Annotated in this window: 19 protein-coding genes; 6 read left to right on the top strand and 13 right to left on the bottom strand. The window is 52.1% G+C overall.

The genetic code is table 11. The annotated features are described in order from the left end of the window. Window positions 1-132: 132 nt before the first annotated feature. The 5 genes from panC (at window position 133) to EHT87_RS22085 (ending at window position 4,026) form a co-directional block, all read left to right on the top strand. A complete protein-coding gene (gene panC, locus EHT87_RS22105; RefSeq protein ID WP_124908817.1) occupies window positions 133-975 on the top strand; it encodes a pantoate--beta-alanine ligase in 843 nt (280 codons plus the stop codon). Between the two features lie 114 nt (window positions 976-1,089). After that, window positions 1,090-1,443: an aspartate 1-decarboxylase gene (panD, locus tag EHT87_RS22100; RefSeq protein ID WP_124908816.1), complete on the top strand. Its 354-nt coding sequence runs from the start codon at window positions 1,090-1,092 to the stop codon at window positions 1,441-1,443. 137 nt (window positions 1,444-1,580) lie between these two features. After that, window positions 1,581-2,600 (top strand): lysylphosphatidylglycerol synthase transmembrane domain-containing protein, encoded by a 1,020-nt coding sequence (locus tag EHT87_RS22095; RefSeq protein ID WP_229321249.1) that lies wholly within the window; start codon window positions 1,581-1,583, stop codon window positions 2,598-2,600. Between the two features lie 104 nt (window positions 2,601-2,704). After that, window positions 2,705-3,187, top strand: a complete 483-nt coding sequence (gene rfaE2, locus EHT87_RS22090) for a D-glycero-beta-D-manno-heptose 1-phosphate adenylyltransferase (protein ID WP_124908814.1) — start codon at window positions 2,705-2,707, stop codon at window positions 3,185-3,187. A 152-nt stretch (window positions 3,188-3,339) separates the two neighbouring features. Then, the gene (locus tag EHT87_RS22085; protein ID WP_185716316.1) at window positions 3,340-4,026 is read left to right on the top strand and encodes a zinc metallopeptidase; all 687 of its coding nucleotides are present in this window, start codon (window positions 3,340-3,342) and stop codon (window positions 4,024-4,026) included. 327 nt (window positions 4,027-4,353) lie between these two features. Here the strand turns inward: EHT87_RS22085 and EHT87_RS22080 are convergent, their stop codons facing one another. Next, complete coding sequence (locus tag EHT87_RS22080; RefSeq protein WP_124908813.1) at window positions 4,354-6,021, bottom strand: amino acid permease; 1,668 nt, start codon at window positions 6,019-6,021, stop codon at window positions 4,354-4,356. A gap of 11 nt (window positions 6,022-6,032) precedes the next feature. Beyond that, on the bottom strand, window positions 6,033-6,476 hold the full coding sequence (locus EHT87_RS22075; RefSeq protein ID WP_124908812.1) for a lysozyme inhibitor LprI family protein: 444 nt from the start codon (window positions 6,474-6,476) through the stop codon (window positions 6,033-6,035). Between the two features lie 236 nt (window positions 6,477-6,712). Here EHT87_RS22075 and gldA point away from each other — a divergent pair, with 236 nt between their 5' ends. Next, entirely contained in the window at window positions 6,713-7,666 is a 954-nt protein-coding gene (gene gldA / locus EHT87_RS22070; protein WP_124908811.1) for a gliding motility-associated ABC transporter ATP-binding subunit GldA, read from the top strand. A 65-nt stretch (window positions 7,667-7,731) separates the two neighbouring features. On the opposite strand, the gene EHT87_RS22065 is transcribed toward gldA, so the two are convergent. The 11 genes from EHT87_RS22065 to EHT87_RS22015 form a co-directional block, all read right to left on the bottom strand. Beyond that, on the bottom strand, window positions 7,732-8,268 hold the full coding sequence (locus EHT87_RS22065; RefSeq protein WP_124908810.1) for a DUF4136 domain-containing protein: 537 nt from the start codon (window positions 8,266-8,268) through the stop codon (window positions 7,732-7,734). Window positions 8,269-8,408: 140 nt separating this feature from the next. Next, window positions 8,409-9,434, bottom strand: coding sequence for a 3-dehydroquinate synthase (gene aroB / locus EHT87_RS22060; RefSeq protein ID WP_124908809.1), 1,026 nt, complete (start codon window positions 9,432-9,434; stop codon window positions 8,409-8,411). 154 nt (window positions 9,435-9,588) lie between these two features. Continuing rightward, a complete protein-coding gene (locus tag EHT87_RS22055; RefSeq protein ID WP_124908808.1) occupies window positions 9,589-10,737 on the bottom strand; it encodes a pyridoxal phosphate-dependent aminotransferase in 1,149 nt (382 codons plus the stop codon). Window positions 10,738-10,872: 135 nt separating this feature from the next. Then, window positions 10,873-11,373, bottom strand: a complete 501-nt coding sequence (locus EHT87_RS22050) for a hypothetical protein (RefSeq protein WP_124908807.1) — start codon at window positions 11,371-11,373, stop codon at window positions 10,873-10,875. 24 nt (window positions 11,374-11,397) lie between these two features. Further along, window positions 11,398-12,864 (bottom strand): SusD/RagB family nutrient-binding outer membrane lipoprotein, encoded by a 1,467-nt coding sequence (locus EHT87_RS22045; protein ID WP_185716315.1) that lies wholly within the window; start codon window positions 12,862-12,864, stop codon window positions 11,398-11,400. A 21-nt stretch (window positions 12,865-12,885) separates the two neighbouring features. Continuing rightward, window positions 12,886-16,059, bottom strand: a complete 3,174-nt coding sequence (locus tag EHT87_RS22040; RefSeq protein WP_185716314.1) for a SusC/RagA family TonB-linked outer membrane protein — start codon at window positions 16,057-16,059, stop codon at window positions 12,886-12,888. A 689-nt stretch (window positions 16,060-16,748) separates the two neighbouring features. Beyond that, a complete protein-coding gene (locus EHT87_RS22035) occupies window positions 16,749-17,324 on the bottom strand; it encodes a helix-turn-helix domain-containing protein (RefSeq protein ID WP_124908806.1) in 576 nt (191 codons plus the stop codon). A gap of 179 nt (window positions 17,325-17,503) precedes the next feature. Beyond that, a complete protein-coding gene (locus tag EHT87_RS22030) occupies window positions 17,504-19,792 on the bottom strand; it encodes a S9 family peptidase (RefSeq protein WP_124908805.1) in 2,289 nt (762 codons plus the stop codon). A gap of 268 nt (window positions 19,793-20,060) precedes the next feature. Beyond that, complete coding sequence (locus tag EHT87_RS22025; protein ID WP_124908804.1) at window positions 20,061-20,870, bottom strand: molybdopterin-dependent oxidoreductase; 810 nt, start codon at window positions 20,868-20,870, stop codon at window positions 20,061-20,063. Window positions 20,871-20,991: 121 nt separating this feature from the next. Then, window positions 20,992-21,678, bottom strand: a complete 687-nt coding sequence (locus EHT87_RS22020; RefSeq protein WP_124908803.1) for a cytochrome b/b6 domain-containing protein — start codon at window positions 21,676-21,678, stop codon at window positions 20,992-20,994. Then, window positions 21,675-23,831: a S46 family peptidase gene (locus EHT87_RS22015; protein WP_124908802.1), complete on the bottom strand. Its 2,157-nt coding sequence runs from the start codon at window positions 23,829-23,831 to the stop codon at window positions 21,675-21,677. The genes EHT87_RS22020 and EHT87_RS22015 overlap by 4 nt, the downstream gene beginning before the upstream one ends.

The following is a 23,831-nucleotide window of genomic DNA, read 5'->3' as shown; positions in this document are numbered from 1 at the left end:
ACAATTTTTTCTGGTATTTCAATAGAATTTCGCCAGAAAAACTCCTGTTTTGTCAATATAAACCGCCGGGTTCCTAATTCCAGCTCCAGGCTAATCCAGCGAAAGATTGACTCCATCCATTTAAAATTCAGTATGCAACGCTACGAAACTATCGCCGGTATACGGCAAGCTCTTGATTCTCAACGCCGGACCGGCAAATCCATGGGATTTGTTCCCACGATGGGTGCGCTGCACTCGGGCCATATCTCCCTGATCGAGGCTTCTAAAGCCAATAATGACCTGACGGTTTGCAGCATCTTCGTCAACCCGACTCAATTTAACAACCCCGACGACCTCGCCCGGTATCCGCACGCCCTCGAAGCCGACTGCCAGCTGCTCGAAGCAGCCGGGTGCGATCTGGTTTTTGCCCCTTCCGTGGACGAAATATATCCGAGCAATCCGGTTTTAAAATTGAATTTTGGCGATCTGGAAACCGTGCTGGAAGGAGCGTTTCGACCGGGGCACTTCAACGGTGTCGGTATTGTCGTTTCCAAATTATTCAACATCATTCAGCCCGACCGGGCCTATTTCGGCCAGAAAGATCTTCAGCAGGTGGCCGTCGTGAAACGATTAATTCGTGATCTGGGCTTTCAGATGGAACTGGTTCGGATGCCCATCGTGCGGGAAGACGACGGGCTGGCGATGTCGTCGCGAAACCGCAACCTGTCGCCGGCCGAGCGCCGGGAAGCACCCGCCTTGTATCAGGCGCTGATCAAAGCGCAGGAAATCCTGCACAACGAGGGCACCATCGAGGCCGCTAAAACCGCCGTGGAAAGCGACTTGCAAAAGCATCCGGATTTTCGGCTGGAGTACTTTGAAATCGCTAACGCCGACACGCTTCAGCCCGTTTCGCAACGCCTGGCGCCGGGCGCAACGGCTTTGTGTATTGCCGCGCACTTGGGCAAAACCCGGCTGATTGACAACCTCATCCTCTGACGAACAGCCAACTGAACTAACTCGTTTCGCGGGCTGTTTTTGCGGTGATTGCTTCGGGTGGACTGTTTTTCACTACTTTTGATCGTCCGTTTGAACCGGGTAGTCTATACAACTATGTTTATTACCGTAATGAAATCGAAGATCCACCGGGTCCGGGTGACGCAGGCTGAGCTGAATTATGTCGGCAGCATCACCATCGACGAAGACCTGATGGATGCCGCCGGATTGCTTGAAAATGAGCAGGTTCATATTGTCAACAACAACAATGGCGAACGTTTGATCACCTACGTCATCAAGGGCGAACGGGGCTCCGGCATTATTTGCCTCAATGGAGCTGCTGCCCGGCGCGCTCAGGTGGGCGACATCATCATCATCATCTCGTACGGCATGATGACCACCGATGAAGCCAAAACCTATAAACCGCAGGTGGTTTTTCCCGACATCAATAACCGATTAGTTTTTAATTGAATGGTTGAAAGCGAATGACTGGATGGTTAAGAATGGTTAAAATGGGCACTTTAAAAGTGAACCATTCAACCATCCTTAGCCATCTAACCATTTTTAACCATGCAACCATAGTCAACCAGCTAACCATTCTTCAACCGTTGAAAAACATTCTAAAATACGGGATCTCACTCGGTATTGCCGCCGGGCTGTTGTGGTACGTGTTCAAAGACATCGACCGCGCGGCCATGTTCGACGCTTTCAGCAAAGCCGACTACAGCTGGATTGCGGTGTCGGGTTTGCTGACCGTAATTGCCCACTGGAGTCGGGCCTACCGCTGGAGCTTGTTGCTGGAACCGGTAGTGGGGTATCGACCGGCACAGTTTAACACTACACTGTCTGTTCTGACCGGTTATTTTGCCAATCTGGTGGTTCCGCGCATGGGCGAAGTCACCCGCTGCGGCACGTTAAACCGCCTGGAAGGAGTTCCCGTCAATGTAAGTTTCGGTACAGTCGTTGCCGAGCGGATTTTTGACGTACTGATGCTTTTTTTGCTCATTGGGGCCACCTTTCTGATCGAATTCGACCGACTCAGCACGTTTTTAATGGATTTCTTTTCGTCAAAATTCAACACGGCCGGTCTGCGCGACAACTCCTGGCTGCTGGTGATTCTGGTCGGCTGTCTACTCGGGCTGGCCGTCATGGTCTGGTTTTTCTACAATCGCTTCAAAGAAGTGCTTCGCCAGAAACCGTTCTACCAGCGCGTTGAAAAGTTTGTGGTCGGCTTGCTCGAAGGCCTGGTCAGTATTCGTAAACTAAAAAATCCCGGTGCGTTCATCTTCCATACGGTATTGATCTGGACGATGTATTATTACATGTCGTTCGTGCTGTTTTCGGCCATGCCCCAAACTGCCGATCTGGGCTGGCGCGCCGGTCTGACCATTCTGATCATGGGTGCCCTGGGCATGGCGGCTCCCGTTCAGGGTGGTGCCGGAACGTTCAACATTCTCGTTGGAGCGGCCCTCGCGCTCTATGGCATCAGCAATCAGGATGGAGCCACGCTGGCTACGCTGATGCTGTTTACACAGTGGTTTTACGTAGTTGTTCTCGGTGCTCTGAGTTTTCTGATTGTTATGCTGAAAGGCCGGAATACGCAACAGGTAGTTGGGGCGGAATCCTGATAAAGTAAAATGGTGGTAGGGTTAAAAATGGTTTTGATGGCTCATTTTACCGGTTAGCCATTTTTAACCTTTGTAGTCATCCAACCAGCTTAGCCATCAAAAAAATGACCGAATCCAAAATTCTCAGCCGGGAGCAGGCCGTTGCGTTGGCCGAACAGTGGCACGCGACCGGCCAGCAAATGGTCTTTACCAACGGCTGTTTCGATATTCTGCATCTGGGTCATGTCGATTACCTGGAAAAAGCCCGGCAGTTCGGGGATAAACTGATTCTGGGCCTGAATACGGACGCGTCTGTCAGTTGCATCAAAGGACCGCTGCGCCCGGTTGTCAACGAATATGCCCGCGCCCGGCTGATGGCTTCGCTGGCGTTTGTCGACGCCGTGGTCCTGTTTGGCGAGCCAACACCACTTGAACTGATTCAGGTTCTCAAGCCGGACGTGTTGGTTAAAGGTGACGACTATGCCATCGGCGACATCGTGGGAGCGGATTTTGTAGTACAGAACGGCGGTCACGTACAAACCATTCCGCTCGTTGCCGGTTATTCCACCACGGCGCTCATCGAGAAAATCCGCAGGGCTTATCCATAGCGGGGCTGTTCCAAAACCGTGATCAGCGGTTGCAGACAGGGATAAACAATGAACCGTTTTTTTAGTGATATTTGTTTAGTAGGTATAGTGATCCACACTACCGTTTAACCATGTACTCTTAATCGTGCCGGCGACCCCGGTCTTCTTGAATTATGCCTGGAATCTGGATTATTTTCATCATTTTCGCGCTCCTCAGTGCCGGTATCAGCTGGCGTTTGAGAAGCAAGTTTAACGAGTATTCGCAAATCGGACTAAGCAACGGGATGAGCGGCAAGGAGATTGCCGAACGAATGCTCCACGAAAACAACATTTTTGACGTTCGCGTGCTTTCAGTAGAAGGAATGCTGACTGACCACTATAACCCGCAGGATAAAACCGTCAACCTGAGTGCCGACGTCTATTATGGGCGAAGCGTGTCATCGGCGGCTGTGGCGGCCCACGAATGCGGTCACGCCGTGCAACACGCAACGGCCTACGGTCCGCTTAAATTCCGTTCGGCCATGGTGCCGTTCCTGACGGTTTCGTCAAGCTACCTGCAGTGGATTATTCTGATCGGTATCCTGATGATCAACACCACCATCATTCCGCTGGCCGTTGGGGTAGCGTTATTCGCCGTCACCACGTTGTTTAGTTTTGTCACGCTGCCCGTCGAATTCGACGCCAGCCGCCGGGCTCTGGCCTGGGTGCAAAACCGGAACATTGTCAATCAGCGGGAATATGGCTACGCAAAAGATGCACTCTGGTGGGCGGCCATGACGTACGTCGTTGCGGCACTCGGCTCGCTGGCCACGCTTCTGTACTACGCCAGTCTGCTTATGGGCGGTCGCAGAAGCGACTAAGCACTAGCTGCTTTTGATTGAAGAAGGGCAACGACTACCATCGTTGCCCTTCTTTTTTGCTAATAAAAAAGCCTAAAGGGAGACCCTGTAGGCTTTCTGCATTATTGCGAGATGTAAAATTAACTGACTTAAATATCTGATCGGCAAACACGTAAATGCGGCATCCGGTCTGGATGGTAGTCTTGTTCCTATCTGCTTTTACCTGAATCTGCTAATTCCGTGGCAAAATATAGAAAGAATTATATATTGTATGCACAATCAATTAATTATTTCTCAGAATTGATTTTATCATCCGCTAATACCCTACAAAGCTTGGTGAAGCCCGGTTCATTCGGCGTCTGCCACAGCCAGTTTGCTTTTCCGATAGCCGTACGAAAAGTAAATGACCAGACCGATGATTAACCAGACGACGAAAATAGCCCAGTTACTGATTCCCAGTTCAGTCATCAGGTAAAGATTGGTCAGAATGCCCAGAACCGGCAGAAGGGAGAAATTATAGCGGAACGACAGCACGGCAAATACCGCCCAGGTCAGCCAGAAAACCGCCAGCAGCGGCTTTTCTGAAATACCGCTCAGGAGCCCTCCCGCCCGCAACACAAAAAACAGCGCGACCAGCAAGGCCAGACCGACGATGTACTTCCCGTTGACATAAGGAACTTTAAACTTCGAATGTTTGGAAAGCCCTTTCGCATCCAGAAACAGAATACCTCCGCAGACCAGAATAAAGGCAAAGAACGTACCGACGCTGGTGAGATCGATAAAAAACTGCATATCCAGAAAAAGCGACGGAATGGCAACCAGAAAGCCCGTCACAATGGTGGCGAAAGAAGGCGTCCGGTAACGCGGGTGAATTTTCGAGAAACGGGGCCACAGCAGCCCGTCGCGGCTCATGGTCATCCAGATGCGCGGTTGCCCCAACTGATACACCAGCAACGCGCTCGTAATGGCAATTACCGCACTGACCGAAATAACGCCCGCAATGGCGTCCAGCCCCACTTTCTGAAACACGTAGGCCAGCGGATCATCGACGCCCAGTTCTTTGTAATTCACCATCCCGGTCAGTACCAGCGTAATCAATACGTACAAAACCGTGCAAATAATGAGGCAGTAAATCATGGCGCGGGGCAAATCCCGCTGCGGATTTTTGCATTCTTCGGCGGTGGTCGAAATGGAATCGAAACCGATAAAAGCAAAAAAGACGGAAGCCACCCCGCTCAAGACGCCACTAACGCCGTTGGGGGCGAATGGGGACCAGTTTTCGGGTTTTACGTAAAAGGCTCCGGCAGCAATGACCAATCCGATAACGGCCAGTTTCAGAACCACCAGCAGGTTGCTGGCCGTGCGGGATTCTTTAATCCCGACATACACCAGGGACGTGATCAATACCGTTACAAATCCGGCGGGCAAATCGGCAATAAACCTCAAACGGCCCAACGCCGGAGCATCCTGAAAAGCCTGCGCCAGTTCCCGGGTATGGGCCGGTAAGTCTCCCGGTGTGGCGCTGGCCTGCACTTGTTCGTAGGCCCGGGCGGCTGATCCGTAATCCGTTGCCCAGTAAGACGGAAAGTGAACCCCAAATCCTTCGAGCATCGACGTAAAATACTCCGACCAGGAAATGGCTACCACCATGTTACTGACGGCGTATTCCAGGATGAGCGCCCAGCCGATGATCCAGGCAAAAATCTCTCCGAATGACACGTAAGCGTAGGTGTAAGCACTTCCGCTGACGGGTACCGTTGAGGCAAACTGCGCGTAACTGAGGGCCGTAAAAACGCAGGCAATGGCCGTAAAGACAAACAGCAGCGATACGGCCGGACCGCCGTTGACGCTGGCGCGTCCGATGGTGCTAAAAATCCCGGCTCCGATGATAGCCGCAATTCCAAACGAGGTCAGGTCGCGCACACCCAGTACCTTGTTGAGGTGTGACGATTCACCATCGTCAATGTCGGCTACGGCTTTTACAACCGATTTTTTCCGGAATACAGAGTCACTCATGGGGCTGGCAGCTATTGTCTAAGTTTGCGTTCGGCTACTAATTCTTTTAGTTCATTGATCCGGCTCAGGGTGGTGGCTTCCTTGCAGTTGGCGAGTACCATACTCAGCGCAGAACCGCCCTCGTACATTTTCTCATAGATTTTACAGTGCGCATCGCGGTAGACGATCCATTGCCGCTGGGCCTCGATCACAAGCGTTTTATCGGTGTTCGACACCAGGCCCAGCAGTTGTTTGTAAACCGCATTCAATTCATGGTCCGCTTTCTGAAACCGCATTTGCGCGCATAAATTCATCTCCGTCTGCGTTTGGGCATTATCACAGTTTGTGAAAACATCCGGCGGATGGCTAAGAATATCAATGTGTTCCAGAGCAGGACTTTGGGCACCCGGTTTTTGAGCCCAGGAACTAATGGCCATCAGGCATCCCACTAGCAGGCCGATGTGCTTCGTTCTCATGGCAGTTTTCAACCCGTTTCAGGGTGAACGGAAGGCTAAAAATAAAAATTGTTTTTGGTTTTAAAAGCGGTTTTTCAAAAACGACGTTAATACAGGGGCTTCGACGAACAAACGGAATTCGCCAAAACCGTTTGCACTTTAAATCGATTCTGACCCAACAATCTGACCGTTTGCCTGAAAATATTCGGTTGCTTTTTTACATTGCACCCTGTCTCTTTGCACTTTCGTATTGATCGATGTCCATTCTGGTACAGAACCTGACTAAAATTTACGCCCGAAACGGCGAAACGGCCCAACGGGCGGTTGATGGAATTTCTTTTGCCGTGCAACCGGGCGAGATTGTAGGCTTTCTCGGACCCAACGGTGCCGGAAAATCCACGACCATGAAAATTGCAACGGCTTATCTGCCGCCTACCGAGGGCACGGTTGAAGTGAATGGTTTTGACGTCCGGACGAACTCGATCGCTGTACGGCGAAGTTTAGGCTATCTGCCGGAGCATAATCCGCTCTACCTGGACATGTACGTGAAGGAATTTCTGAGCTTCGCAGGTTCTTTACACGGTTTACGGCGTTCGGCGTTGAGCCGGCGGGTCGATGAGATGATTGGGCTCGTTGGGCTGGAACTCGAACAGCGCAAAAAAATCGGCCAGTTATCGAAAGGATACCGCCAGCGTGTCGGGTTGGCCCAGGCACTCATTCATAACCCGCCCGTCCTGATTTTAGACGAGCCGACCACCGGACTGGACCCCAATCAGCTCACTGAAATTCGCCAGGTGATCCGCACGATTGGCCGCGAAAAAACCGTCCTGTTTTCCACCCACATCATGCAGGAAGTCGAAGCCCTCTGCGACCGGGTTATCATCATCAACCGGGGCCGGATTGTGGCCGATGGGCTGCTGAATGAGTTGCGCGACAATGCCGATGGATCAATGGTGGTGGTGGCCGAATTCGAGCAGGATCTGGCTGACGAAACCGTTCTGCTGAATGGATTGCCCGGTATTCGAACCGTGGAGGTGCTGGGCCAAAGCCGCTACCGGCTGACGGCCGACAAAAATAGTGATTTGCGGGCGGCTATTTTCCGATTAGCTGCCGACAAAAACCTTACCCTGGTTGGACTGAAGCAACAGGAAAGTAGTCTGGAGGGAATATTTAAACAATTGACCACCCAGGTGGCCCCAAACACGGAATAATGAACGCTGAATAACGAAGCAAGCGCCGGTATTCAACATTCATTATTCGCTGTTTTTTCACACCCTCACTTTCGGGCTGTTGCCAGGAGCGGATACTGGTCAAAGATGGATCGGACGATCCCTTTGAAGTAATTATTCTTGAAATTCGGATTTCGGGTTACCCGCGACGCATAGCCTTTCCAGATGACCTGATAGGTTTCGGCGTCGATCAATGAAATCATCAGTGTTCCTTCGTCCAGGTTGTAGTCGATTCTTTTGTAAGTCGCATCGCCGTCTTCACTCACGACCCAATCTTTGATAACCGGTTGTTGATACCCCCGGAAACGCAGATCATTCCGAAAAATATTATAGGATATCAACAGGTTCGGGGCGCGGTTGGCCACTTTATAACCCCGCGCTTCCATTTGGTGACGAATAGCTTCCTGAATATCTGAGCAGAGCAAGGTGGAGTCGATGTACTCACATTCCAGAAAGTTGAAAGATTCATAATTTTTAAAATGCCCTTCGTAGCTGTAATCGTGCTCAACGAATAATTTCCCAGGCATACATCCGGCCAGCGAAACCACAGCCAGTAACACAAGGACGCCGATAAAATGTTTCATAAACGGACTGTTTAACAGGGTTGTAAATTTGAATCGAATAGACAAACTGGTTAGAAATGAATAGAACTCCTTTAGTATAGTGTCTTTTGCTCCGCAATGTTTTAAAAAAACGCTTAAACGGACCGGGTATTTGGTTAATTCTAAGTTCGGTAATAATCCAGTGCCCGACGCATCTCCGCTTTTGTTACCGGAACATCGTACGTGCAACTTCCCGGTCCGTCCAGCAATGCCATCCGTACCTCACCGTTGCGGTTTTTTTTGTCCTGTAACGTCAACGTCAACACCGGCTCCAGGTCGGCATCCGCCAGATTGACGCGTCCGTATATTGAAAATAGGTACTCTTCAATCTGCTCCAGCAACCCGATTTCGATCAGCCCTTTTCGTTTCGCAATAAAGGCTTCGGCAATCATGCCGGCCGCGATGGCTTCACCATGCAGCAACCGTCGTTTGGGATCGGCCAGAAAATGGGTTTCGAGCGCATGACCCAACGTGTGACCGTAGTTTAATACTTTACGTATTCCCTTCTCGTTTGGATCTTGTTCAACGATATTTTTTTTTATTGCGACCGAATGCGCCACCAGATCATTCCAATCCTGCTGGTGCAAATCCCGGCGACGGATGACATTCCATTTGGCGGCATCGGCAATCAGGCAATGTTTAATGATTTCGGCAAAACCCGACCGCAGTTCCAACTCCGGTAATGTTTGAAAGAAAACCGTATCAATCAGAACCGCTTCCGGTAATTTGAAGACCCCAATATGGTTTTTAAATCCGTGAAAGTCAATACCTAGCTTCCCGCCGACACTGGCATCTACCTGCGACAACAACGTGGTTGGAATCTGAATAAAATCAATGCCGCGTTTGTAGGTTGCCGCACAAAAACCGCCCAGATCCCCAACAACGCCCCCTCCCAGATCAATTAGCAGGGCATGGCGGTCAAATTGGGCGTCGGTTAGGGCCTGCCAAACCATCTCACAAGCCGTTAAATCTTTGTATTGTTCGCCCGCCCGAAGTGTAATAATTTTATGTTTCGGTAAAAAATTTTTTATAGCCGGATAGCAGAATCGCTTCGTATTTGCATCGGCCAGAACCGCAATGGCCGAATAATTGTGCTGTTTTAAAAAAACCGGCAGGCTTTCGGCAAGGGGAGAAATTTGAATGGACATACGGAGTTATATAGAAATCGCTTCCAAAGGTAAAACTTCGGAAGCGATTTCAACCTACCCACGGACCGGGACGCGTAGTTTTTAGTACGTGTTTTTTCCTGGTCATTAAAAGCATTAAAAACACGGACTAAACGGGGCCGCCCGTGGGTACGCGTTACGAAATAACTTTCAGCGCATCGGCGAAGTATTTCATCTGATCCATCGTGCCCAGGCTCACGCGGCACCAGAACTGGCCGTCAAATTTCCACTGACGAACGCTCACGCCGTTTTCCATCATTTTCTTGGTGAAATCGTCACCCTTCATCCGGATCGGGAACAACACGAAGTTCGTGCCGGATGGCAGGTACGTGTAGCCGTTTTGCTTCAGCGTAGCATACAGAAACTCGCGGGCTTCCAGCCCTTTACCCAGCGAATACTTGATAAATTCGTCGTCTTTGTAACACGCCAGCGCAGCCCGCAACGTGGTCATACTCAGGTTACCAACACCGCCCCCCCATTTTGAAATGGCTTTGAGTGTATCCGGCTGGCCCACCATGTAGCCCATCCGCAAACCGGCCATGCCGTAGATCTTCGAGAACGTCTTGGCGACCATCACGTTCTGGCCTTTCTTGATGTTTTCAATCACCGTGTATTTTTTCGGATCACCCGTGTAGTGAATATACGCTTCATCGACAAAGACCGGTTTTTTCGCCGAAACGCGGTCGACAAACGCCCGCAGACTTTCCGGATTCATCGTTACACCCGTCGGGTTGTTCGGATTGCAAAGGTAAACCAGACCGGTTTTGTCGTTGACCTTCTTTTCCATTTCTTCCAGATTGTGGTCGTAGGTGCCCGTTGTCAGTGCCACTTTGTCCCACGTCATGCCGTGCATGACAGCCGCCCGAACCAGTTGTTCGTACGTTGGGTCGGCCGACAAAACGCTGCTGCCCGGATTTGTATACGCATACTGCAAAGCCGTAGCGTGCAGCAAGGCTCCCGAACCGGCCGACAATAGAATCTGCTCCGGTGCTACGCCTTCCTCTTCTGCAATCATTTTCTGCAACTGCATCCCGTACTGAAACGGATACAAAAATCCTTCCGGAGCGGCTTCCGCAATGGCTTTCAAAGCCTTTGGCGATGGCCCGTACGGGTTTTCGTTGGCCGACAGACGCGCTTTCAGGGCACCTTTCGGAGCGGTTGGCGGCAGTGCACCAGCCAGCTCAGGCTTGTCCAGCCAGGGCTCACAATAAGCCGCAGGAGCAGCTGCTAAACCTACACCAGCCAGCAATCCGGACCGGAGCCATTCACGACGATTAAGAGACATAGTAAGAATTGTTAGAAGTTGGTTTATTGATTGTTTATAAAGGGTTGTCAGCCGTTCATCGTTTAGCCTTCAGGTAAAACCAGAACCCTGATCAACTGAAAGCCGAAGGACAAACGACTGACGAAGTATTGATTGTTAGTTTACGCCCTGAACCCGCGACAAACGCGAGAAAGTCTGGCCTTTGTATTCGCCCGTCCAGGTCAGCGAAACACTGCTCCCGACAGCCGGCGTGGTGATGCCCAGTTCAGCCCAGGTTTTGGTCAGGGTGGCCTTGCCGGTTGCGTCGGTTTTCAGATCCGCAATCGTCGTCATGACGGTGGCCGTTCCTTTTACCTCCCGTTTCACCAGCTTGACGGCCAAAGCCGCTACCGGAATCGAATCAATACCGACCTTGTTGTTTAGAATACCGCTTTTATCCAGTTCCAAAATCTTCACCGTCATGACGACCGGTGCCGTGATTTTTTGGGTCACCACCGGCTCGGCGGTTTGGCCACCGCCGTCAGAAGCCCCATCGACCAGCACCAGTACGGGCGCAACAACCCGGTCGACGAACGGATCCTCCTTCTTTTCGCACCCGGTGAGTAAGTTGCCTACGACTAGTAACCCACTTAAAATAAGACTTTTATAGCTATTCATAAGCATTTTCATGGTTTATTATAGTTATTTCTCAACCCACCACAATTTTGACTTCATGTCGTCGGCTCCACCGAGCAGCGATATACCCTTGTCCAGACTGGCTTTGTTCAGGGAATACTCCGAAGTCGGGTACTTCAGGCGGGTCGGCAAAACGCCATCGTTGGAGAATACGGCGCGGGAGTCTTTCGCAGGCAGCACCGGCAGGCCCGTCCGGCGGTATTCCGTCCAGGCTTCGATGGCCTGGCCAAACAGCGAAATCCATTTCTGCTCCATGATCGTCGCCTTGGTAGCCGGACCCACTTTTGCCAGATAACCGGCAGGCATCGTCAACCCATACTGGTCGAACGAAGCGGCAATGCCTTTCTCGAGGTAAGTCTGCGCACTGCCCGTGATGTCGCCATCAAAAGCCGCTTCGGCCAGAATCAGGTTCACTTCCGAATAGGTCATGATCACCGCCGGGGCTGTAGCCGCCGTGAAGTACGTACCCAGAACGGAGCTGCTTCCCAGATAAGCCGTGGCAACGGCATCGGGTAAACCGTTGGGGTGACCTTCGTATTTACCGGCTTTGTTGGGTTGGGCAAAAACCGTAATCCGGCTATCGCCCAGCTCGTTCAGGCGGTCGGCCAGGGTTTTGCTGATGTTCCAGTCGGTCCGGCCATCCTGAATCATGACCTGATTCCACTCGTTATTGCTCGGCAAAACGGCTGAATTGGCCAGTTTGGCGTTGTCGGCGTTGCTCGTGAAAATCGGATACGTTGTGGCATTGCCCAGAATTTCGGCCATGATGGCTTTCGATTCCGCCGACTTTTTGACGGCCTGGCGATTGGCTAACTTCAGCCGCAGGGAGTTGGCAAATTTTTTCCATTTCAGAATATCACCACCGTATACAATGTCACCGGCAATAGGTGGTCCTGTAACGCTCAGTTTTTCGTTGGCGGTTTTCAGATCTTTCAACAAACCGGCATAAACCGTTTCAATGGGATCGTAAACCGGGGTGTAGTTCGGCGCTTCGGCCGTTCCTTTCAGCGCGTCGGTATACGGGATGGGCCCATACACATCGGTCAGCAGTGAAAAGACCCACGAGCGCATCACCAGCGCAACGCCTTCGTAGTTGGCGTTTTCAAATTTGCCACCCGGTCCGGCCAGTGCAATAATCCGTTGGTAGTTTACCTGCCCGTCGTTGAAGAATCCTTTCCAGTTGTTGGTGTAAAAACCGACCGAAACCTCATAATTGTCGCCTTCGTTCGAGTAGATGTTGCGGGTCAGGTACTGCATCCAGCACATGGCACCATCCAGATTCAGTCGCTCGAAACGGGTCCGAACACCCCAATACCGGTCAATAGAGGCCTCCAGGGCATACGGCAGCAGATACTGCGGGCTGATGGCGGTCGGATCGTTCGGGCTGACGTTCATTTTGTCGAACTCCGACGTGCACGAACCCGCCAGCGTCAACAAGCCAATGCTAAAAACAAGTGCTTTTATGATCTTCATGGTAAAGTCTTTTTTCCGGAATTAGAATGACAGATTCAGGTTGGCACCGATGCTACGGGAACTGGGCAATTCGCCGTAGGCAAATCCCTGCTGATTGGCACCAAACCGGTCCACTTCAGGATCGACATGGGTCGTGTTCTTGAACAGCATCAGCAGGTTGCGGCCCACAATGGAGACTTTAGCCGACCGAATTTTGATCCGGTTCAGGAAACCCGCCGGAAGCTGGTAGCCAATCGTGGCCTCACGAAGCTTGACGTAGCTTCCGTCATAAATTGACGCTTCGTGGTAGCTGCGCGGGTTGTTGTAGGCAATGAGGGTTTTGGCCGGCACAATCACCGTATTGGGGACGTAGTTGGGCGCTTCGGCGGTTCCGGCGTTGTATACGCCTTTGCCAATAACGCCTTCTTCCCGGCCAATAGCGGTTTCTTCGTATTGCCCTGTCCAGCGGGCGGTTCCGGTTCCTTCGTCGAAGAAGTCACCACCCCATTTCACGTCGACCAGCGCAGAGACTGAAAACCCGCGGAAGGTCAGGCTGTTCAACCAGCCACCCGTCCATTTCGGCTGAACGTTGCCCAACGTCCGGGGTGTGGTCGAAACCACCGGCAAACCGTTGGCATTGTAAATCCGCTGGCCATCGGGAGCGTGTTCGAAACCGGTTCCGAAGAAACTGCCGTACGGCTGTCCGACCCGCGCTTCCGTAATCAAGCCCTGGCGGGTTGCCAGCGTGTACGTTAATAAACCTTCGGCCAGTTCCAGCACTTTGTTGCGGTTGCGGGAGAAGTTCAGGGTTGTTTCCCAGCTAAAACCGGTGGCTGTTTTGACGGGTGTTCCGGTCAGAACCACCTCCAGCCCTTTGTTGGAAATTTTACCGGCGTTGAGGACGCGGGAGTTATACCCGCTTGCTTTCGAGATCTCAACGGCCAGAATCTGGTCGCGCGACACCTGGTTGTAATAGGTTACATCCAAACCAATCCGTCCTTTCAGGAAACGAACATCCAGACCCAGCTCGGTTCCGGTCGTGATTTCGGGGCGAAGCGTGGAGTTGGCAATCTGGGTATTTTCATAAAATTCCGGTGTCGAGCCCGCCCAGGAGGTTCCGGCTCTGAACGTTTGCAGCAATTGATAAGGCAGCGCATCGTTGCCGACCTGCGCCCAGCTGGCCCGGACTTTACCGAACGAAATCACATTGCTTTGAAGATTCAGCAAATCGGTGATCACCGCACTACCCGATATCGAGGGGTAGAAATACGAACGGTTGTCGGCCGGCAGCGTGCTCGACCAGTCGTTCCGGGCCGTTGCGTTCAAAAAGAGCGCATTTTTGTAGCTTACTTCCAACGCTCCGAACACGCTGTTTACCTGCGATTTTTCAATGGCGCTTTGGGCGGTATTCCGGCTGGGATTGGCGTTGGAGGCATTGTATAATCCATCGACCACCAGTTCACCCACACCCAGGTAATTCCGCTTGTAATAGTTCGTCCGGGAGATCGCTCCTACCTGAATATTCGTCGCAAAATCCGCATTGATGGCTTTGTTGAACGTCAGAATGGCATCGTGGTTGGTTTCCTGACGACGCAGTACTTCTTCGGTGAAAGCGCCGGGAGTCCGGTTTCCGTTCCGCACTCGCTCGAAGTTGGTAACGCTGATTCGGGTATCGGTCCAGACGTCGGTTCCGCTTCGGGCCATCAATGTCAGGAAAGGAAAAATTTTGTAATTCAGGGCAATGTTGCCCACCAGCCGGTCTTTCTCGTTGTTGGAAGGCAACATTTCCGACGAGTAGAAGGGGTTGGTAAAGAACGTATGCTGCCAGTTTGGGGGATCACTGTCGGCCGGTTTTCCGGGCAGCGCGCGCTGGATGTGAACGCTGGTGTAATCCCGCCAGTTGCGGAGCTTGGTCCAGTCCGTTTGCCGGTGCGACCAGATAAACTCCTGACCACTGGTGTAGCTCCGGTTGCCGCCCGATTTGATGTATTCCGCCGAAACCGTTGCGCTGAATTTTGGCGTAAAATTATAAGCCGAGTTAAACTTGAAGTTATTGCGGTAGAAGTCGTTGAAGTAAACCAGGCCTTTCTGATCCATTCGGCCAACCGACAACCGGAAACTTCCTTTGTCGTTCCCGCCCGAAACGGCAACGCTGTTGGTAACGGTTTGACCAGTTTGCCAGAAATCTTCCCAGTTATTGGGGTTTGGCGTCAGCGGAGCCACTTCCTTGCCCGACCACCAGTGCCGAACCAGTCGCCCGTCCATCGGGCCGCCCCAGCTTTCGTCGGTTCCTTCCGTACCCGTCAACGGGGCACTTTTGCCATAAGCGGCCTGGTATTGCTGCACTTCCAACGGGTCGGTGATGGCACCGGACCAGCCGTCGTTATACCAGGTCCGGTAGCCGTTTCCGCCCCCGTACGTGTTCTGAAATTTAGGTTTGATCCACGGGCGCTCGAAGGTCACATTGGAGTTGATTTCCACGCCGATGCCTTTTGTTCCGGCTCCGTTTTTGGTGGTGATCAAAATAACGCCGTTGGCCGCCCGTGATCCGTAGAGCGCAGCTGCGTTCGGACCTTTCAAAACGCTCATTTCCTTGATGTTATCCGGATTAACTTCCGAAATACCAGATCCGTATGTCTTATCGAACGATTGCTGAATCGGTACGCCATCGACAACGATCAACGGCTGGTTATTTCCCGATACCGACGACGCCCCCCGAATCTGGATGGTTGAGCCGCTCCCCGGCCCGCCGTTGGAGCTAACCCGCAAACCGGCCACTTTACCGGACAAGGCGTTTACGACGTTTGAAGAACGGGCTTCGGTGAGGGCGGTACCTTTGATTTCCTGCACACCGTATCCCAGCGATTTGACTTCTTTTTCAACCCCAAAAGCGGTTACCACCACCTCCGCCAGCGACTTGACGTCGGTTTTCAGGGTCAGGTCCAGCGTTGAGCGATTACCAACGGCAATTTCTTCCGTCAGAAAACCGATGGAGCTGATGATCAGTGTTACGTTTTCTGCGGGTATTTTCAGCGTGAATTTACCCTGATTATCCGTTGTAGTCCCGGTCGTACTCCCTTTCACGACCACATTGGCGCCGGGGAGGGGCCCTTCTTCTGCCGCCAGAATGGTACCGGTGAGCGTTCGTGTCTGGGCGGTGGCAACCGCCAGCGACAACCAAAGCATCCCTACTAGTACAAGTAGTGTTCTCCTCATAATCAGCTAGGTTAATAAAGTGAATAAAGATGGATAGTTGAACATCGCCATTGTCATGCAAACCCGGTGCGTTAGACGGCCGGACACTGGCCGCTTCGCCGAACCGCCCTTCGCAACCGGGCGCATGGCAATGTCTGACAACCGGACTGCTCCGGATTCAGTATTTGGCCCGAAATTCTGATGCGGTTTTGGCGCGATTGAAAAAAGCGCGGCCCAGGCGACCAGAAGTCGGAGATGCGTCTGATTAAGGATAAACGGAATGGTTGAACTGCGCTGAATTTTTCAGGCAGCTGATCCGGACCTTCCCTGCTCCATGCAGGAAGTGTGTAATCCGGTTAGGGCTTTCCGGTAGTGCGGCCAGCGGATTGCCCAAGAGAAAGAAGACGTTACTGTGGTTTGTTGATACTTCAAAAGTAAGCAAAACAATATATTTGCCAAATTAAATTGTCACTTTTTTAAGTATATACGTACAAAATTTTCAAAAAAATATAATATGCCAAATGTAACCATAAGTAACACAAAATTATTTCTCTATAAAATCCAACTTTTCAATTCCTCATTTACGGGTGGACGAACGCCCTGAAGTAAGGCAGTCATCACGACTAAAAATGCACCTATGAAGCAACAAAAGATGCCGTCCTCACGAAGCGATGACGGCATCTTTTGGGAAGAACCTGGCGTTGGTCCGTTTAACGAAGTATGGGAAATCCAACCGAATAGACTTTTTCGCGACCCTGCCGGACCTGAAAGGCAGCAATCAGAATGACGATTGAATTTAAAAGGTAGAAGCCGAAAATAATGGCAGCGACCAATTGCGGAGTAAAGCCGAAACCGTGTCCAAAGAAGACATTAAACACCAAACCGAAAACAAGGCTAAACGTGATGAAAGTCCAGGTAAGCTGGAAATTGATCATGCGCCGACCCAACTCATTGACCCCTTTCACTTCATTCCGCTTCATGACCCAGAGTGCCATTGGTATAAAGATGTTTCCCAACGGAATAACCCAGAAGGAGAGTGCAGAAAGATTCATCAGCTGCAAGTAACCGGTATCTTCTTCCATCGTGAAATCCAGAAAATCCTCGACGGGGGTTTCCAACGCCTTGGCGATCAGGCGGAGCGTTTGCCCGCGCGGTTCATTTTTTCCGTTTTCGATCCGTTGCAGCGTCCGCAGATTGATGGAGGCATATTCGGCGAGTTCTTCCTGGGAGAGCCCTTTGCTTCGTCTCAGCGACCCGATTTTACCAGCTACTAGTCCTTTGCTCATTGGTTACTTGTTTTGAACAAATGTAGATTCCGAAGCCGTCTGAGTCGCCCGGTTTTGTCCCGACATTTCTACGGCATTTGTGTCTTTTTGATAGGAACACGGATTAAACGGATACGACGGATTCTCACTGATTTTTAATCTGTTTTGATCCGTTGCATCCGTTCAATCCGTGTTCCTATTTATTGTCTGCTATTTTTTTCGCCGACATACCGCTCGAAAAACTCGTAAATCCGCAGCATCCGGTCGATGCGCTGCCGAACATTCCCCGTCCGGCTCATCTCGTGTGTTGCCCCCGGCATTCGAACATATTCGACGGGCCGACCCAGGATCTTCAGACTTTTGTACATCATTTCGCTCTGAATAACGCCCGTCCGCAGGTCATTCTCGCCGTGTTTGATCAGCAACGGCGTTTTGATGTTTTCAACAAACGTATACGGCGAGTTGGCTTCCAGCACGTCTTCCGCCCGTTTCTCCCACGGATAACCGCCAAAATAGTTCGGAACCAGCCGCCAGGCGTTGCCTTCGCCCATGAAGGTCGTGAGGTCGTAGACGCCCCGCTGCGAAAAAGCCGCTTTAAACCGGTTATCGTGCGCCACGATCCAGGCCGTCAGGTAGCCCGCGTAGGAACCGCCCGTAATCACCTGACGGCTCGTATCGACCCAGGCTTCTTTGGCGGCATCGGTCGCGGCTGCCAGCACGTCTTCCGTCGGCCCGGTTCCCCAATCTTTCACGTTGGCCCGCTGGAAATCAATGCCATAACCGCCCGATCCGCGCGGATTGGCGTACACGATACCGTACCCCTGCGAACAGAAATACTGAAATTCGTGCCACATCGACGGTTCACCGGGTCCCCACATCGCCGTTGGACCGCCGTGCATGTTGAGCAGCAACGGATATTTTTTGCCCGACGTGGCAACTTCATTGGCCGTAGCCACCGTGGGTTTCATAATCCAGTACTCAACCGTCTGGCCCTTTGAGTTTCGGTAGGTTCGCTTTTCCGGGAAACTCAACGCTTTGTCAGACACCCAGTCGTTGTGATTGCTCAACTTGACAGCCTTGCCGGTGAGCGGTTTTTGAATCGTAGCTCCCGAAAAAGATGCGGTATACAATTCCGACGGATTGGCCACTTCGGTTTTGGCAAAAACCACCTGATCGCCCGCCAGATCGAAGGCGCTGATTCCGCTCTCGTAGTCTGACAATTGCGTTATCTGTTTCGTGGCCGGATCGAGCCGGTACAATGGAAAACCGCCGTTCGACGGTGCGGTGAAAAATACCGCATAAGCGGTATTCAGGGGTGCTTTTTTCTTTTTCGAACCGGCCACCGGCACTGCGCCCCACTTCAGATTTCCCGCCGACCGATCGAAGGAAATTACCTGCAAATCGGAAACTGATGTTCCATTCAACGCAGCAACCGCGATCTGGCCCGCATTGACGCCCTGGGCCGAATTCGTCAGCAGAACCAACTGGCGACCGTCGGGCGAAACAGACGGGGAGAAATAGGTTTTTCCGGCTTCCGACAACAGGCTGATTCGTTTGCCGGACCCATCGGCAGCGAGCCAGATCAGCGCGGCATCCTGCTCCCGGTCGGGATGCCGGAGCGTATCGCGGTCCGTTACGGCTAAAATTCCCTGGCCGTCGGGCATCCAGACCGGAGCCTGAAACGAATAAAAACCGTGCGTTAAAGGTTTCGGCGTCGCGTTGGGGTCGACTTCGATACTATAAATGTGCGTAAAACTCAGTTCAGGTTCGGTGGTCGATTCACCCTGAAAATTCAGCCGGTTGATGACTTTCGCTTTTTTATCGTCTACATCCTTGTTGAGATACGCCCGAATTTCGGCCAGCGACCCGTCGGGATTTGCCTTGACATTCCTGTCCGGTTTAATGAAATCATTGGTCGCGAAACCCGGTTTTTCCAGCGACCAGGCCGGAACCGTTTTCCCGCGATTCAGAAGCGAATCCTTGAGAAGTTCGGATAAAGAAGCACTTACCGTAAATAAAATCCGTTTGCCATCCGGCGACCATTGCGGACTGGATGCTCCGTAGCTCAGTTTGGTCAACTGCCAGGCTTCTCCCCCATCGAGTGGCATCACAAAAATCTGGGATTTCCCCTTGACGGTTCGCGCAAAAGCAATCGATTTGCCATCGGGCGACCAATCCGGCTGCCGGGCACTTTCGCTGCCGTTGGTCAGGGCTTTCGTACCGCCGGACCGCCGGGCGGCCCCGTTAAGTCCGGATAGGGCGGCTAAATAAAGATGCGTCTTGTATTCGTATTCCTCTTTTTTGTCTGCATCCGGTTCAATCGTCGTTAGCGTATAAACCGCCTGCTTTCCATCGGGGGACGTTTTAACGCCAGCAACCTGTTTGATGCGGGTCAGGTCAGTAACCCGTATTTTTTGTTTGCCGGTTTGCGCCCGGGCATGCAGAACCACCAGCCCCAAAACGGCTGCCAGCAGGAGAAATTTCTTCATGAGTTTGTTTCTGAATGAATTCCGAAGATAACAAAAAGCGGGTCTCTACCAACAACCAAAGCCTGAAAGGCTTCCATCACTAGCCCCGGATAACATCCGGGGAGAGCGTTATACCATCGGGGGTAACGTTATACCATCGGGACATTATTCAACTTTTACAGGGTTGGGACGCACTCGGAACGTGATGGATAACCCCGGCTTGCATCCGGGGTTAATGATATAAGCCTTTCAGGCTTCACATTGCTGGCCAGAATTGCCATCCGGGGAGCTACAATCCGACGTGGTAGTCATACCCCCGCTCGGCCCAGAAGTCGCGCGGGCGGTCGTCGCTGAACCAGATGGTGCCGATGCGTTTCAGGTTTTTGACGCCGTATTTTACCGGAATGATCAGACGCAGGGGCGCGCCGTGCGGATCGGTAATCGGCTGGTCGTTCATCTCGTAGGCCAGAATCGTTTGCGGATGCAACGCACTGGGCGTGTCGATGCCGACGTAATACCCCCCGTCGGGCGTTTTCATACCGACATACGGATACCATTCCTCCGAGCCGTCTTTTTTCCCGATCTGGTATTTGTTGACAAACTCGGCAAAGTTCACCCCGGCCCAATGCTGAATCTGGCTCCAGCCTTCGATGCATTTAAACTGGTAGATAATTTCCTGCTTTGGCATCGCTTTCAGGTCATCGAGCGAAATCAACAGCGGTTTCTGACCGGGTTGTTCAACCTTCAGCTGCCAGGCGTCTTTGTCGATGGCGCTACGCAAACCGTCCCGGCCATTCACGCGCACATTTTTGGCGGCCCGTTCTTTCGGGAAAGTCGGTGCCAGGTTGGCGTTACTGAAATAGCTTTCGGCCACTCCCTCATTTACTTTTAATACCTCCCGAAATACCTTCGGCAACCCGGCTTCTTTGGGCTGGACCTTAATCCATTTCCAGAGACTGTACGGTATAACACCGGCCACTCCAAACCACGCAAACGCTTTCAGCGTCCGGCGCCGGATCTGTTGTTCCGAGGTCAACTCCTCCCGATGCGGTTTTTTCTCAGGAAGTTTTTCTTCGATTTGATCGACGGGTTCGTCCATAGGAGAAGGGGCGGTTTAGATGTAGAGTTATACGGGGGTGAGCGCCTTTAGACACCTGTCAGGCTTTTCGCCACCTGTCAGGTCTTCAAGACTTGACAGGTGGCGAAAAGTCTGACAGATGTTAGTTCGTTGGATTCGGTGGCAGAAGACCGGCGTTGTCTTTTTCCACTTCAAAACCGGTGACCATTGCCTGAAAATTGTTCCAGCCCGTTCGGACCACCTGGAAAATGTGGATCAGAAAAAACAGAACGTAGCCGATGGTCAGCGCAAAATGCAACAGCCGGGCGGTTTCGTACCCACCGGTCAGGGTGGTTAGCCACGAAAACTGCGTGGGTTTGTAAATTGCCAGCCCGGTCAGCAGCGAACCTATTCCCATCAACAGGATAGCCGTGTAAGCAATTCGCTGAGCGCCATTGTATTTAACCTGCGGAGGGGCGGTTTTTCGCAGTCCCAGGTCGTGCAACGTAACCTGCCAGGCTTCGCGGAACGAATGCCGGTTGGGCAGTAAAAACCGCCATTCGCCCGAGATAAACGTGTACAAAACGTACAAAATACCGTTGATCGTGAACAGCCACATGAAGACAAAATGCCACGACATGCCCTCGGCCAGCCGGCGACGCAGTTTCAGAAACTGAAAGAAAGAATCCGGAAAGAATTTGATCAGAACCGCATCACCGACCTGAATTTTATAGGGATGGTAGGCCCAGTAGATGAGCAAACCGCTCCAGATCATGATGAACAGGATCGGGAAGTTGATCCAGTGAAACCAGCGGATGGCCAGCGGATGTTTGTGGACGATCTTTTTCATTTTCCGACGAGTTCTTGTACCAGCCGATCGGCTTTGTAAATGTAGCGCATCGACGCCACAATGGCACCGGTATTGACCGAAACCGTGCGGTTTTTATCCGGAACAAAAATGAAGCTTCCCGGCAAACTTTCCATGTTGCCATCAAACGCCAGCCCCACGGCCTCGCGGTTTTTGTTGATCAGCGGACTGCCCGAATTTCCACCGATGATATCGTTTGTCGACACAAAACACATCGGCTGGCGCAGCAATTGGGCGGGCGGAGTTAGCCAGCGTTTGGGCAAAGCCCACGGAAATTTGCCGTTGAACGAATAATACCGGTCATACAAACCCGCGAACGTGGTCTGGTACGGCGCAACAGTCCCGTTGTACGGAAATCCTTTCACAATGCCATCGTTAATCCGCAGCGAAAACGTCGCGTCGGGCGGAATTCCGGTCCCGTATACTTCGTATAACAAACGGCCCAGGTTGCTCCGCAATACCGTCTGACGGCCGCTAATCGCCTTGACGGCCGCTGCGGCTTCCTGATAACGCGGTACCGAAATGCGGGCCAGTGCCAGCAACGGATCGTTATTCCCACTAATGGCCGCCGGGCCTTTCGTCACCAGATCGTTGATGAACCCCTGGTCGTTCAGCTTCGTATTGTTCATCAGGTAAGCAGCCGCTTCTTTGGGCGACTTGCCGTTCAAGGCCGCTTTGATGTACGGATCGTCGTTGCCCAAAGCCGCCTGCGCTTCGCTCAGGTGCGCGGCCAGATAGGCTTCTTCCAGGGCGCGATCGGCCAGTTTGGGCGTTTGCAGCAGGTCCTTGATCTGTTCGGCCCGGGCGGGATTCTGGCGGGCGGCTTCGGCGTACGTAATCAGCAAATGGGCAAAAACCAGCAAGTCACCGCGCGCCAGTTCGCTGGGCGACAGGTACGTATTGTCCTTGAAATACTTCCGCAGATCGGCCACATTGGTCGAGATGTTGTCCCAGAGTTTCAGGTTGATGTCCACTTTCGAGCCGGTGGTGCCGGTGGCCGCTTCACTCTTTTGGCCGGAACCGGTGCTCACTTTCGCCTGTCCGCGCCCACCTTCCAGCCGTTGGGCGTCGGCTTTGAACTGTTGCTCAAAAGCGGCTTTCCTGGCCAGTAAATATGGATCGCGCAACCCTTCCAACTGACCGCCGTAGGCTTTCAGGCTATTTTCAAAACTAAATATCTCGTTTTGGATGCTGTCGCTCTTCGCTTTGGCATTGTAGACCTGCAACGCATCGGAGCGGTTCCGGAGGAGTTGCAGTATATACGGTATTTTCAGATCGCGGTCGTATTCCAGTTCGGCAACGGTTTTGAGTCGTTCGGTACTGCCGGGATTGCCCGTCACAAAAACCGGTTCGTTTTCTTTAATACCGTTGGGATTGAACTTGAAAAAATGCGTTGTTTTCAGCGGTTTGCCGTTGTCGTAGACCCGGAAAAACGAAAAGTCCAGTGCGTAACGCGGGTATGTGAAGTTGTCGGGATCACCGCCGAAAAAACCAAGTTGCAGTTCGGGCATCAACACGAGCCGGACGTCATTGTAGCGTTTGAAACCGTAGAGCGAATACCGGCCTCCGTTGTAAAATGTAATCGTTTGTAGTTCAAGACCTTTCCAATTGGGCTGACTGCCAAATTCCTGCTTGATGGTGTCAAATTCCCGCTCGCGCATTTGCAGTTGTTCGGCTTCGGACTTGCCGAGCGCCATCGCAGCCTGTACGCGGGTGGTGATGTCCTCAATTTTAATCAACTGATCGACATACAGATTCTCGACTTTGCGCTCTTCAGCGAATGTTTTGGCAAAAAAACCGGTTTCGTTCAGGTTCTCGCCCTTCCGCTGCACGCCCGTTCCCGACTCCCGTGCGCAGTGGTGATTGGTCATTACCAAGCCATTGGCCGACACGAACGACGCCGAGCAGTAGTCGGCAAACCGCAACGACGCCAGCCGAACTTCGTCAAACCATTTCTGGTCGGGCGTGAAACCGTAGGTTTTCTGAAAATACTCCTGGGGGGGCGTGTCGAACGTCCACATCTTGCCCATATCGAACAACCCGGCCTTCACCGTATCGGGATTTAGGGTTGTCTGGGCGAAAGCCGTGAGCTTCCCCACCAGGAGCAGAGAAGTCAGCAGAATTTTGGTATGCAT

Origin of the sequence: Larkinella knui, assembly GCF_003858645.1 — a bacterium.
In the GTDB taxonomy this organism is placed as follows: domain Bacteria; phylum Bacteroidota; class Bacteroidia; order Cytophagales; family Spirosomataceae; genus Larkinella; species Larkinella knui.
This window is presented reverse-complemented; position numbering and strand designations above follow the sequence as displayed.